At 71.4% G+C, this 12,887-nt stretch carries 10 protein-coding genes; 6 read left to right on the top strand and 4 right to left on the bottom strand.

The window, feature by feature from the left end; translation table 11 throughout:
* The 4 genes from GT007_RS18775 to GT007_RS18760 form a co-directional block, all read right to left on the bottom strand.
* Positions 1–1,477 (bottom strand): AAA family ATPase (locus GT007_RS18775; RefSeq protein ID WP_160123198.1); only part of this gene is annotated, 1,477 nt, incomplete at its 3' end.
* 83 nt (positions 1,478–1,560) lie between these two features.
* Positions 1,561–3,639 carry a multicopper oxidase domain-containing protein gene (locus tag GT007_RS18770; protein WP_160123197.1) on the bottom strand — a complete coding sequence of 693 codons (2,079 nt, stop codon included), beginning with the start codon at positions 3,637–3,639 and terminating at the stop codon, positions 1,561–1,563.
* 2 nt (positions 3,640–3,641) lie between these two features.
* On the bottom strand, positions 3,642–4,229 hold the full coding sequence (locus GT007_RS18765) for a thioredoxin domain-containing protein (RefSeq protein ID WP_160123196.1): 588 nt from the start codon (positions 4,227–4,229) through the stop codon (positions 3,642–3,644).
* A 53-nt stretch (positions 4,230–4,282) separates the two neighbouring features.
* Positions 4,283–4,705, bottom strand: coding sequence for a DUF721 domain-containing protein (locus GT007_RS18760; protein WP_236571752.1), 423 nt, complete (start codon positions 4,703–4,705; stop codon positions 4,283–4,285).
* A 64-nt stretch (positions 4,706–4,769) separates the two neighbouring features.
* Here GT007_RS18760 and GT007_RS18755 point away from each other — a divergent pair, with 64 nt between their 5' ends.
* The 6 genes from GT007_RS18755 to GT007_RS18730 all read left to right on the top strand — a co-directional run bounded on the left by GT007_RS18755 (position 4,770) and on the right by GT007_RS18730 (position 12,754).
* Positions 4,770–5,819 carry an A/G-specific adenine glycosylase gene (locus GT007_RS18755; RefSeq protein ID WP_236571751.1) on the top strand — a complete coding sequence of 350 codons (1,050 nt, stop codon included), beginning with the start codon at positions 4,770–4,772 and terminating at the stop codon, positions 5,817–5,819.
* Between the two features lie 156 nt (positions 5,820–5,975).
* Positions 5,976–8,774, top strand: a complete 2,799-nt coding sequence (gene ileS / locus GT007_RS18750; RefSeq protein ID WP_160123195.1) for an isoleucine--tRNA ligase — start codon at positions 5,976–5,978, stop codon at positions 8,772–8,774.
* Positions 8,771–9,271: a signal peptidase II gene (lspA, locus tag GT007_RS18745; protein WP_160123194.1), complete on the top strand. Its 501-nt coding sequence runs from the start codon at positions 8,771–8,773 to the stop codon at positions 9,269–9,271. The genes ileS and lspA overlap by 4 nt, the downstream gene beginning before the upstream one ends.
* Complete coding sequence (locus tag GT007_RS18740) at positions 9,268–9,828, top strand: DUF3035 domain-containing protein (protein WP_160123193.1); 561 nt, start codon at positions 9,268–9,270, stop codon at positions 9,826–9,828. Before lspA ends, GT007_RS18740 begins: the two co-directional genes overlap by 4 nt.
* 136 nt (positions 9,829–9,964) lie before the next feature.
* Positions 9,965–11,941, top strand: a complete 1,977-nt coding sequence (gene parE, locus GT007_RS18735; protein WP_160123192.1) for a DNA topoisomerase IV subunit B — start codon at positions 9,965–9,967, stop codon at positions 11,939–11,941.
* 210 nt (positions 11,942–12,151) lie between these two features.
* A complete protein-coding gene (locus GT007_RS18730) occupies positions 12,152–12,754 on the top strand; it encodes a fasciclin domain-containing protein (protein WP_160123191.1) in 603 nt (200 codons plus the stop codon).
* The last annotated feature ends 133 nt before the right edge of the window (positions 12,755–12,887 follow it).

Raw genomic sequence — 12,887 nt, 5'->3', positions numbered from 1 at the left:
CGGCGGCGGTGGCGATGCGGGCGGCCTCGGCGGTTTCGAGCGCGGCGCGGGCCTCGCTCAGCCGGGTTTCGGCGGCGATGACGGCGGCGGCGGCCTGCTCCAGCGCCTCGGGCGGCACGGCGGCGGCCTCGGCGGCGGCGTGCTCGGTGACCAGGCGCTGGGCCTGTTCGGCCAGCCGGCCGTGGCGCTGCTCGGCGAAGGCGAGTTCGGAGGCGACCTGATTGGCCTGGGCCGCGGCCTCGGCGGCGTGCTGGGTGGCGGTTTCGGCGGCGGCCTCCCGCGCGCGGGCCTCGGCCTCGGTGCTGGCCAGCAGGGTTTCGGTCTCGGCCAGCCGGGCGGGCAGCGCGGATTCGGCGCTCGCCAGCCCTGCATCCTCCCGCGTCAGGCGGGTCTCGTTGGCCTTCGCGTCCTCCTCCACCGCCTGGGCATGGGCCAGATCGGCGCTGAGCTGGGCGGCGGTGTTGCTCGCCCCTTCCAGCGCCGCCACGGCGCGGGCCAGCGCGGCTTCCACCCCCTCGGCCTCGATGCGGCGGCGTTCCAGCGCCGTGCGCGCCTCGGCCTCGGCCATGCGGGGGGTGGGGATGGCCCGCTCGGCCTCGTAATGGGCGATGGTGGCGCGTTCGGCCTCGGCCTCGGCGGCGCGGGTGCTGGCGCGGGCCTCCTGCGCCGCCTTTTCCGCCGCGTCCATGGCCAGGGCGGCGCGGGCGACCTGCAGGGCCAGCAGCGCCGCCTCCGCATCGCGGATCAGGCCCGAGATGTTGCGGTAGCGCGCCGCCTGCTTCGCCTGCCGGCCGAGGCTTTCCTGCTGGGCGTCGAGCTGCGCCACCAGATCCTCGGCGCGGGCCAGGTTGTTTTCCGCCTGGCGCAGCTTCAGCTCCGCCTCATGCTTGCGGGCGCGCAGGCCGGAGATGCCGGCCGCTTCCTCCAGCACCGTGCGGCGTTCCTCGGGCTTGGCCGCGATCAGCTGCGACACCCGCCCCTGGCTGACCATGCCGTTGGCGCGTGGGCCGGAGGCCAGGTCCGCGAACATGGTCTGCACGTCGCGCTGGCGCACCTCGCGCCCGTTGATGCGATAGCTGCTGCCCTCGCCGCGCGTCAGGCGGCGGACGATCTCCAGCTCCGTCTCGCGCTCCAGCGGGGCGGGGGCCACGCCGGGCGCTTCCTCCAGGAAGATCGTCACCTCGGCCAGGTTGCGGGCGGGGCGGGTGGAGGTGCCGGCGAAGATGACGTCATCCATCTCGCCCCCGCGCAGGGAGCGCGCGGAGCTTTCCCCCATCGCCCAGCGCAGCGATTCCACGACATTGGACTTGCCGCAGCCATTGGGCCCGACGATGCCGGTCAGCCCCGGCATGATCTCCACCAGGGTGGATTCCGCGAAGCTCTTGAACCCCGCGATGCGCAGGCGCGCCAGCTTGGCCGAGAGGCGGCGGGGCTCCTCGGGCGGCGGGATCTCGGTGTCGGGGGGCGTGTCGCTCATGCCCCGCGCGGGGCAGAGGCAGCCCCGGGGGATGAAGGGATGCGCATGGTTCTGGCCGTATCAGCCGGGGCGGCGGCTGTCCATCATCGCGCCACCGGAGGGCACATGGCGGGCAGCGCGCCGTCGGGGGCGGCCAGCAGGGCCAGCAGCTGCGCGTCCGTCAGCCGGGCGCCGGGCTGGGGTGCGGGCGGCAGCACCTGCACCACGGCCATCATGCCTTTGTCCTCATGTTCCAGGATATGGCAGTGGACGGGATAGACCCCCTCCTGCTCCGCCGCCGCGAAGGGCAGGTAGAGGAAGGTGCGTGCCGCCTCGCCCCCGGCCGCACGGGCCGCGACCGGCAGGCTGTCGTGCCAGCTGCCCTCGATGCCGAGCAACCGGCCGAGCTGCCGGGCGAATTGGCCGTCCGGTTCTTGCAGGGCGTCGGTCAGGTCCGGGGGCGCGCCGGGGTCGGCCGCGCGGGCCGGGCGGAAATTGCCCTGGTGGATGTGCAGGTTGTGGAATTCGCTGGAGACATTCGCCACCTCCCACACCTCTCCTCGGCCGCGCACGGGGCAGATGCGATGGGCGGGGGTGTGGGTTTCGCCGGCGGCGTCGCGGGGGGAATGGGCCTCCCATGGTTCGGGCGCCCAGGCGCGGCCGATGGCGGGTTCGGCCGGGTTCCAGGGATAGGGGTTGCCCGCGCGGTCCACCACCTCCTGCCCCATCAGGAAGGACTCGCCCTCCTCTCCCCGGCGGATGTCGAAGGTGATGCGGCGGCGCCATTCCGAGCCCGGGGGCAGCAGGGAACAGCCCTCGGGCACGGCGGCCGGGCGCAGGTCGGGGGCGATGGCCGGGGCCTCATGCCGGGCGGCGGGCCAGGCGGGCAGCGGCGGGGCGGGCGGGGGTGCGCCGCGCGGCACGCGCAGCCGGGCCAGCGCCATGGCGGGCCAGACATCGGCCTCCGCCCCATCCGAGGCCGCGACGAACCCCGTGGTGCGCAATTCCAGCCACCCGGGCGGCAAAGGCTGGCCGGGGGCACCGAGCAGGATTTCCGCCCGCGCACCCGGCATCAGCAGCACGCGCCGGGCGGGGCCCGGCTGGGCGGAGCCCGTGCCCGCCAGCGCGCCGTCCAGCGCGGCCAGCGCCAGCGGCAGGGGCGCGCCGCCCTCCGGCCCGATCTCCAGGTTATAACTGACGGAAGCCGAGAGGTTCACGATGCGCAGCAGCATCCGCCGCCCCGGCGCCAGGGTGATGTCGGGCATCCATTGCCCGTTCACCGTGAACAGCCAGACGGCGTGGCGGCCGGTCGCCTCCTGCCGGCGGGCGCAGAAGCCGGGGCCGAGCACCGCTTCCTCCGGCGCGTCGAAATCCCCGCACAGGCCGGGGTCCCAGCGCGGGTCCTCGGCGCCGGCCACGCCGAAGCGGGCCGGGATAGCCGCGCCATCGGGCACCACGCCGGGCAGCAGGGGCTTCCCGGCCTCGCAGGCCAAGCCGGATTGGGTGCGCCCGCCCTCCGGACAATCGGGCACGGTCAGCTGGATATCGCGCAGCGCCAGGTGGCGGACATCCGTGTCATCCCGCAGGGCGCGCGGCAAGGCGGCCAGCGGGTTGCCCACGCCGATCAGCCCGGCCATGCCGGCCGCCACCTGGTCCCGCGACAGGCCGTGCACATGGGCGTGGAACCAGGCCAGGCCCTGGGGATAGGGGATGCGCGGCGCCGCCCGGCCCATCGCGGCGCCGGGCAGGCGGGCGGGCAGGCCGATGCGGTAGTCGATGCGGCCCTGGGCCTCGGCCGCGAACAGGGAATAATCGCCCAGATTGCAGGGCGGTTCCGCCCGGGGCGCGGTGATCAGCCCATGGGTGTGCAGGTTCGCGGGTTCGTCCAGCAGCCCGTTGCGCAGGGCCACACGCAACTCCTGCCCGCCCGCGATGCGCATCATATAGGGCGCGTAGCGGTCGGCCGCCGCATCCTCGCCCTGGCCATAGCCGGGCAACGAGACGGCATAGGGCCCGACATCCGGCCGCAGGCTCTCCCGCAGCACCAGACCGATCGCCGCCCCCGGCCCGCAGGCGCCGGCGGGCTGGGCGGTGGTGAGCAAGGAGCGTGGTTCACGCAGCTCCGCCGCCGCCGCGGGTACGGCCAGAAAGGCCAGCAGCAGGGCGGAGAAGCGTGGGACCATGCTCAGCCGCGCTGCACGTTGGCCTTGAAGTCCTCGAACGTCATGCCGCCCGCGACCATGCGGGAGCCGAACAGGAAGCTCGGCGTGGCGCGCACGGAATAGCGGTTCTGGGCGTTCAGCCGGGCTTCCAGGATGCCGCGCTGCAAAGCCTGGTCGGCGATCACCGTGTCGAACTGCGCACGCGGCATGCCGGCCAGGGCGGCTGTCTGGGCCAGGCCCTGCATGGGGTCGCCGCCGAAGGCCCAGCGGTTCTGGGTGGCGAACAGGGTGGAGACGAAGGGCTCATACCGGTCCGCCGGCAGGGAGCGCGCGACCATGGCGGCGCGCAGCGCGATCTCATCCAGTGGGAAGTCCGACCACACCATGCGGATGCCGCCGGTCTCCACCAGCTCCCGCTTCACCTGCGGCCAGACATTGATGTGGAAATTGGCGCAGTGGGAGCAGGTGAGGGAGAAGAATTCCGTCACCACCATGGGCGCGTTGGCGGGGCCGGCGGAACGCTCACCCAGCCGGGCGTCCTGCGCCAGGGCGGGGGTCGCGGCCAGCAGCGCCGGCGCGGCGAGAAGGGAGCGGCGGGTGGTCACAGCCATCAGGGTCTCCGTCATGCCGCCCGGCGCGGGCCGGGCCGATGCTTAGATAGGGTTCAATCGTCCTTTCGATAGACCCCCGCCGCGAGACGCGCCAGGGCATCCCGCAGGGGGCCCTCGGGCATTGTCTCCAGCCGGGCGGTCATGGCGGGCGGCAGGGGCTGTTCGGGGGCGGCGGGCCTGGGCGAGGGCGGCGGGGGCATCATCGCCTGGACGAAACGCAGGGATTTCACGGCGGCCCGGCCGAGCCCTGCATTGATGCGCTCGATCACCTGGGGCGCCAGCATGGTCAGTTCCATCGCCACGGGGCCGGAGCACGCGACGGTCAGCACCCCGCGTTCCAGCCGGCGCGGGCGGGCGCGGGTGGCGAGCGAGGGGCCCACCAGCGCCTCCCACTCCGCCATCAGCTGGGCGCTGCCGGGGTGCAGCTTGCGCAGCACCGGGCGGGTCAGCGGCGCCATCAGCGCGCCGAGCGGCACCGGGCCATGGAAATGGCGCTCAAAGGGCGGTAAGGGGGCCGCTGCCTTGCCCGCCGGTGCCGCCTTGTCTGAACCCTTCGCCTTCACCCTGCCTCCGGCCGCCGCGTTGCTGGCGTGGTATGCGCGCCAGAAGCGGGAATTGCCATGGCGCGGGGAAACCGATCCATACCGCATCTGGCTGTCCGAGGTCATGCTGCAACAGACGACCGTGGCGTCGGTAGGTCCGCGCTATGCCCGGTTCCTGGCGCGCTTCCCCGATGTCGGGGCGCTGGCGCGCGCCCCTTGGCCCGAGGTCGCGGAGGAATGGGCGGGCCTCGGCTACTACGCCCGCGCCCGCAACCTGCATGCGGCGGCCCAGGCGGTGGCGGCGCGCGGCGGCTTTCCGCGCGACGCGGAGGGGCTGCGGGAGCTGCCGGGGATCGGCGCCTATACCTCGGCCGCGGTGGCGGCCATCGCCTTCGGCCAGCCGGTGCTGCCGGTGGATGGCAATGTGGAGCGGGTGATGGCCCGCCTCGCCGCGATCGACACCCCCCTGCCCGCCGCCCGCCCCCTGCTGGCGCGGCTGGCCGGCGGCTTCATGGCCGATGCCGCCGCCCGCGCCGCCCCCGGCGATTTCGCCCAGGCGCTGTTCGACCTGGGGGCCACGATCTGCACGCCCCGCAACCCGGCCTGCGCCCTGTGCCCCTGGATGGCGGAATGCCGGGCCCGGAAACAGGGCATCCAGGCCGAATTGCCGGTGAAGGCCCCGAAACGCGCGCGGCTGGTGCTGCATGGCATCCATTTCCTGCTGCGGGACGCCCGTGGCGCCATCGGCGTGCGGCTGCGCCCGGCCGAGGGCCTGTTCGGCGGCATGTGGGAACTGCCCGGCACGCCCTGGCGCGAGGCGCCCTGGAGCGTGGCCGACGCCCTGCCCCACGCCCCCGCCCCCGGCGTGAACTGGCGGGAAGCCGAGGGGGTGGCCAGCCATGGCCTGACGCACCGGGAATTGTCGCTGGGCCTGCTGGTCGGGCGGGTGGCGGAGCTGCCGCCGGGGCTCTCCCCGCTGGGGGCGGAGGCGGGGCTCGCCACCGTGATGCGCAAGCTGCTGGCGCTTTCGGGGGCTGGCGAGTCTTGACCTGCCTGCCCCCCAGTCCGCATATCCCCTTCATGTCCGCGCGCCGCCCCATGCGAATTCTCCTGCGAATTCTGGGCCCGGTCCTCCCCTGAGGGCCGGGATCGATCCGCGCGCGCCATCCCATTCCGCCCCACGCCAGGGGCCACAGGTTCCCACATGACCGACACCTCGACGCCAGCCCGTGACTATCGCAGCACGGTCTTCCTGCCCGCCACCAGCTTCCCGATGCGCGGGGACCTGCCCAAGCGCGAGCCCGCCATGCTGGAACGCTGGGCCGCCATGAGCATGTATGAGCGCCTGCGCGCGCTCTCGGCCGGGCGGGAGAAGTTCGTGCTGCATGACGGCCCGCCCTATGCGAACGGGCCGCTGCATATCGGGCACGCGCTGAACAAGATCCTGAAGGATGTGATCAACCGCGCGGCGCAGATGGCCGGTTTCGACGCCGACTACATCCCCGGCTGGGACTGCCACGGCCTGCCGATCGAATGGAAGGTCGAGGAGGAATACCGCGCCCGCAAGCAGGACAAGGACCAGGTGCCGGTGCTGGAATTCCGCGCCGAATGCCGGGCCTATGCCGCGAAATGGCTCGATTTCCAGCGCGCGGAGTTCAAGCGCCTGGGCGTGGAAGGCGATTGGGCCGGCCGCTACGCCACGATGGACTACCGCTCCGAGGCGCTGATCGCGGGCGAGATCGGCAAGTTCCTGATGAACGGGTCGCTGTATCGCGGCCTGCGGCCGGTGATGTGGAGCCCGGTGGAAAAGACCGCCCTCGCCGAGGCCGAGATCGAATACCACGACCATAAATCGGCCATCCTGTACGCGCTGTTCCCGGTGCTGCGGGCGCCGGCCGCCCCCGACCTGGCGGGCGCGAATGTGGTGATCTGGACCACCACCCCCTGGACCATCCCGGCCAACCGGGCGCTGGCCTATAAGGGCGACATCGAATACGCGCTGGTCCATGTCGAGGGCATGGAGGAAGGCGCGCTGCTCGCCCCCGGCAAGAAGCTGATCGTGGCGCTGAAGCTGCTGCCCGATGTGGTGAAGGCCTGCGGACTGGGCGCGCATACCGTGCTGCGGGTGTTCCCGGGCACGGAGCTGGCGGGGGCTGTCTGCGCCTCTCCCCTGCGCGGCCATGCGGGGAATTACGAGTATGAGGCCCCGCTGCTGGACGGCGATTACGTGACCGACGACGCCGGTACCGGCATCGTCCACATCGCCCCCGCCCATGGCGAGGAGGATTTCCACCTGGCCCGCGCTCATGGCATCGCGGTGCCGGAATGCGTGGCCGATGACGGCACCTACACCATCCAGGCCCCGGGCTTCGAGGGCATCCATGTCTTCAAGGCGCATGAGGCGGTGTGGGCGGCGCTGACGGCGCTCGGCACGCTGGCGGGCAAGGGCTTCATCACCCACAGCTACCCGCATAGCTGGCGCTCCAAGAAGCCGGTGATCTATCGCGCGACCCCGCAATGGTTCATCGCGATGGATGACGGCAACCAGATCCGCCAGAAGGCGCTGGACGCGATCGCGGCCACCCATTTCGTGCCTGATATCGGCCGCAACCGCATCGGCGGCATGGTCGCCGCCCGCCCCGACTGGTGCATCAGCCGCCAGCGCGCCTGGGGCGTGCCGATCGCCGTCTTCGTCGAGAAGAAATCGGGCGAGGTGCTGCGCGACCAGACCGTGATGGACCGCATCACCGCGGCCTTCACCGAGGAAGGCGCCGATGCCTGGTACAAGCCCGGCGCCGCCGCCCGCTTCCTGGGTAATGATCGCAACCCGGACGAGTACGAGCAGGTGATGGACATCGTGGACGTGTGGTTCGAGAGCGGGAGCACCCATGCTTTCGTCCTCGGGCCCCGCGGCCTGCCCTTCCCTGCCGATCTGTATCTGGAAGGCAGCGACCAGCATCGCGGCTGGTTCCATTCCTCGCTGCTGGAATCCATCGGCACCCGGGGCGTGGCGCCCTTCAAGGCCATCCTCACCCACGGCTTCGTCCTGGATGAGAAGGGCGAGAAGATGTCCAAGTCCAAGGGCAACGTGACCGCGCCCCAGGAAGTCACGCGCGATTTCGGCGCCGACATCCTGCGCCTGTGGGTGATGAATTCGGACACCACGGCCGACCTGCGCATCGGCAAGAATATCCTGGCCCAGCAGGCCGATATCTACCGCCGCATCCGCAACACGCTGCGCTGGGTGCTGGGCGCGCTGGACGGCTTCTCCGAGAATGAGGCCCTGCCTTACGCGGAACTGCCGGAGCTGGAGCGCTGGGTCCTGCACCGCCTGTCGGAGCTGGACGCCCGCATGCGCACCGCCCAGAAGACCCATGACTGGGCCGGCGTGGTGCCCGACCTGCACGGCTTCTGCAATTCGGAGCTGTCGGCCTTCTACTTCGACATCCGCAAGGATGCGCTGTACTGCGACGCGCCGTCCTCGCTGCGCCGCCGGGCCGCGCGCACCGTGCTGGACAACCTGCACCGCTGCCTGACCACCTGGCTGGCCCCGGTGCTGTGCTTCACGGCCGAGGAAGCCTGGCTGGCGCGCTTCCCGGGGGAGGACAGCTCGGTGCATCTGCAGCTATGGCCGACCATCCCGGCGGAATGGCGGGATGAGGCACTGGCGGCGAAGTGGGAGGAGATCCGCTCCATCCGCCGCACCGTGACGGGCGTGCTGGAACAGGCCCGCGCGAGCGGCGAGATCGGTTCCTCCCTGGCCGCCGCCCCCGTGCTGACCCTGCCGGAGGCACAGGCCGGCCTGCTCTGCGCCGATGCCTGGGCCGAATTGGCCATCACCTCCGGGGTGGAGCTGCGCACGGGCGGGGAATTGGCGGTGGAATTCGCCAAGGCCCCCGGCGCCAAATGCGAACGCTGCTGGCGCGTGCTGACCGAGGTCGGCGCCAGCCACGCCCACCCCACCCTGTGCCTGCGCTGCGAGGCGGTGGTGGAAGCCGCATGAAGCGCCTCCTCCCCGGCCTGCTCTTCGCCGCCCTGCTGCTGGCCGCCGACCAGGCCAGCAAGCACTGGATCCTGTTCGGCCTGAACCTGCCGGAGCTGCGCAGTGTGCCCCTGCTGGCCCTCGGCCCCTTCGGGCTGGACCTGACCATGGTCTGGAACCGCGGCGTCACCTTCGGCATGCTCTCGGGCGAGGGCGGGTGGAACCACATCGCGCTCGCCGGGCTTTCGGTCGTGATCGCAGCGCTGCTGCTGCGCTGGCTGTGGCGGGCGGAGACGATGGCGATGACGCTGGCGCTCGGCGCCATCATCGGCGGCGCCATCGGCAATGTGATCGACCGGCTGCGTTTCGGCGCCGTGGTGGACTTCATCGATACCTATGCCTGGGGCTGGCACTGGTACGTCTTCAACGTCGCGGATGCGGGAATCGTCTGCGGCGTGCTCGTCCTGGTCGCAGACGCCTTGTTTCGGCCGCAAGGCGGGGCTAGGCAGTCGGCATGAGCATCCGCCATCTCGCGATCCCGGCCCTCCTCCTGCTCTCCGCCTGCGGCGGGGACACGGCGCGCACCTTTGGTTTCACGCGCGACGCGCCCGATGAATTCCAGGTGACCACGCGGGCGCCATTGGCGCTGCCGCCCTCGCTGGGCAACCTGCCACGGCCCACGCCCGGCTCCGGCCGCCCGCAGGAAGTGCCGATCAGCACCCAGGCCGAGGCCGTGCTGGCCCCCGGCGCCATCCTGGGCAGCCAGACCCCCGCCAGGGCCACCACCGGCGAGCGCGCTCTGCTGTCGGCCAGCGGCACCGCCCCGGTCTCCGGCAACATCCGCAGCCAGATCGACAGCGAATCGCTGCGCCTGAACGCCGAGGACCGGACCCTGACCGAGCGCCTGATGTTCTGGCGCGGCCCCGAGACCGCCGGCACCGCCGTGGACACCACGCGCGAACAGCAGCGCCTGCGGGAAAACGCGGCCCTGGGCCGCGCGCCGACCGAAGGCGAGACCCCCATCATCCAGCGCCCGCGCAGCGGCACCTTCCTGGGCGGTCTGCGGCTGTTCTGATCCCGGTTGGCGCGGAAATGCCGCGTTGCGGCATTTCCCGCCCCCGCGCCCCTTCCAAAGGTTGCACAGGAATCGCCGCGCCCTATAAGGTGAGGCACGCACAAGAACACAGCGTGAACATCAGGACCACCACCGCATGAGCGACCTCTTCGGCGGCCAGGCGGCAAAGCCCGGCACCTCCTACTCCGCCGCCGATATCGAGGTGCTGGAAGGGCTGGAGCCCGTCCGCAAGCGCCCCGGCATGTATATCGGCGGCACGGACGAGAACGCGCTGCACCACCTCGCCTCCGAGATCATCGACAATGCGATGGACGAGGCGGTGGCCGGCCATGCCGACCGCATCGAGGTGACGCTGGAGGCCGGCAACTGGCTGGTGGTGCGCGACAATGGCCGCGGCATCCCGGTGGACCCGCACCCGAAATTCCCGAAACAGTCGGCGCTGGAGGTGATCCTCACCACCCTGCATTCGGGCGGCAAGTTCAGCGGCAAGGCCTATGCCACCTCGGGCGGCCTGCATGGCGTGGGCAGTTCGGTGGTGAACGCGCTCTCGGCCCGGATGGAGGTGGAGGTGGCGCGCGACCGCCAGCTGTTCACCCAGGCCTATGAGCAGGGCAAGCCGGTGACCAAGCTGCTGAACGCGGGCGCGGTGCAGAACCGGCGCGGCACGCAGATCCGCTTCCGGCCGGACCCCGAGATCTTCGGCACCAAGCTGGAATTCAAGCCGGAGCGGCTGTTCCGCTTCTGCCGATCCAAGGCCTATCTGTATCGCGGCGTCGAGATCCGCTGGGCCTGCGACCCCACCCTGATCAAGGACGGCGCCGAGACCCCCGCCCAGGCCGTGCTGCATTTCCCGGGTGGGTTGTCGGACTTCCTGGCGAGCGCGATCGAGAAGAAGACCGGCGTCATCCCCGCCCCCTGGGCCGGCGAGGCCAGCTTCCCCGACGATGCCGGCCGCGTGGAATGGGCCGTGACCTGGCTGGAGGACGGCGACGGCTTCCTGTCCACCTACGCCAACACCATCCCCACCCCCCAGGGCGGCACGCATGAGGCGGGGCTGCGCAACGCGCTGGTGAAGGGCTTGCGCGCCTTCGGCGAGCTGAAGAAGGAAAAGCGCGCCGAGAAGATCACCGCCGAGGATCTGCTGACGGGCTTCGCCGGCATGCTCTCCCTGTTCATCCGGGAGCCGCAGTTCCAGGGCCAGACCAAGGACCGCCTGACCAGCCCCGAGGCGCAGCGCCTGGTCGAGAACGCCATGCGCAACCAGTTCGACCACTGGCTGGCGGGCGACCCGGCGGTGGCCGAGAACCTGCTGGCCTTCTGCATCGAGCGCGCGGAGGAACGCCTGCGCCGGCGCGAGCAGAAGGAAACCCCGCGCAAATCCGCCACCCGCAAGCTGCGCCTGCCCGGCAAGCTGGCCGATTGCGCCAAGGAGGGCGTGGAAGGCACGGAGCTGTTCCTGGTGGAGGGCGACAGCGCCGGTGGCTCCGCCAAGCAGGCGCGCAACCGGGACACCCAGGCGGTGCTGCCGCTGCGCGGCAAGATCCTGAACGTGGCCAGCGCCAGCGCCGACAAGCTGCGCGCGAACCAGGAACTGAAGGACCTGGTGGAGGCGCTGGGCTGCGGCGTGGGGGACCGTTTCGACGCCGCCCGCCTGCGCTATGGCCGCGTCGTGATCATGACGGACGCCGATGTGGACGGCGCGCATATCGCGGCCCTGCTGATGACCTTCTTCTACAAGGAGCTGCCGCAGCTGGTGCGCGACGGGCGCGTGCACCTGGCCCAGCCGCCGCTGTACCGGCTGCAGGCCAATGGCAAGTCCATCTACGCCATGGACGACGCCGACAAGGAGCGTGTGCTGAAGCGCGAGTTCAAGGCGAACCAGAAGGTGGAGGTCAGCCGCTTCAAGGGCCTGGGCGAAATGCCCCCGGCCCTGCTGAAGGAGACCACGATGGACCCGAAGCGGCGCAACCTGCTGCGCGTGGTGCTGCCGACGGACGAACGCGCGAAGACCGCGGACCTCATCGAGGCGCTGATGGGCCGCAAGCCGGAGCTGCGCTTCCGCTTCATCCAGGACAACGCCGCCAAGCTGGACGTGGAGGCGCTGGACGCCTGAAACCGGCTGTGCCGGTTTCAGGTTTTTTTTGCGCCCTCAGACGCCGGGCGCGCGCATCCGCGCGCTTGGCTGCGCCGGACTGCCGGCGGGCCGCGTTCGCGGCCTTGTGGTGCGCCATCGGGCACCGTGCGCACCCCATCCCCCCGACGGCGACGCAACCGGCGCCGCAATTCCGCGTTGATCTGGCAGCCCTTTCCAATGGAGAACGCCATGATCAACAAGCGCCGTCATTTCCTGAGCCTCGCGGCCGCCAGCGCCGGGATGATCCCCCTGGGCGCCCTGGCCCAGGCCACCATCATCCCGCCGGCGGGCACGCCCATGCCCGCGCCCATCGTCACCAACACCAATGTGGCGGACGCCCTGGCGGCGGACGGCCGTTTCACCCGCTTCCTGGAATTCGCCAGCCAGTCCGGCGCCATCGCGCAACTGCGGGAGGCCAGCATGGTGACCGTCTTCGCGCCCATCGACATCGCGATGGAACGCCTGCCCGCCACCCTGCGCGACCAGCTGCTGGGCACCCCCGGCACGCAGCGTGACGTGGTGCGCCTGCCCGCCTTCGTGAACCTGCATATCGTGGATGGGGTGGAGACCCTGCCCTCCCTCGCGGGCAAGCAGACGACGATGCGCAGCCGCAACGGCACCATGCTGGTGGTCAAGCCCACCGAGCAATCCACCCTGGTACTGACCACGGCGGGCGATGCGGGTTTCGGCAGCGGCGGCGCCAATGCCACCCGCTCCGCCAATATCCTGATGCCGGTGATCCAGGCCGCGAACGGGATGATCCTGCCGATCGACAACGCCATGCTGGCCTGATGCGGTGGGTCCCGCCCATCCATAGCGGTTGATCACGCCCGGCCCGGCCTTTGCCGGGCCGGGTTTGATGCATTACACGAGTTTTAATGTTAGGATTCGGCGGCGCAAGCCGCGTTGAACTGGAAATACCGCC

Source organism: Rhodovarius lipocyclicus (genome assembly GCF_009900765.1).
Classification (GTDB): Bacteria; Pseudomonadota; Alphaproteobacteria; order Acetobacterales; family Acetobacteraceae; genus Rhodovarius; species Rhodovarius lipocyclicus.
Note: the sequence above shows the minus strand (reverse complement) of the source record. Positions and strands in the feature narration are given on the sequence as shown.

What these genes read in the sequence shown, in the direction of transcription:
- GT007_RS18730 (WP_160123191.1), top strand. Translation starts at nt 12,152, where the DNA reads ATGATCAACAAGCGCCGTCATTTCCTGAGCCTCGCGGCCGCCAGCGCC.
- GT007_RS18765 (WP_160123196.1), bottom strand. Translation starts at nt 4,229, where the DNA reads ATGGCTGTGACCACCCGCCGCTCCCTTCTCGCCGCGCCGGCGCTGCTG.
- parE (WP_160123192.1), top strand. Translation starts at nt 9,965, where the DNA reads ATGAGCGACCTCTTCGGCGGCCAGGCGGCAAAGCCCGGCACCTCCTAC.
- GT007_RS18740 (WP_160123193.1), top strand. Translation starts at nt 9,268, where the DNA reads ATGAGCATCCGCCATCTCGCGATCCCGGCCCTCCTCCTGCTCTCCGCC.
- GT007_RS18770 (WP_160123197.1), bottom strand. Translation starts at nt 3,639, where the DNA reads ATGGTCCCACGCTTCTCCGCCCTGCTGCTGGCCTTTCTGGCCGTACCC.
- ileS (WP_160123195.1), top strand. Translation starts at nt 5,976, where the DNA reads ATGACCGACACCTCGACGCCAGCCCGTGACTATCGCAGCACGGTCTTC.
- lspA (WP_160123194.1), top strand. Translation starts at nt 8,771, where the DNA reads ATGAAGCGCCTCCTCCCCGGCCTGCTCTTCGCCGCCCTGCTGCTGGCC.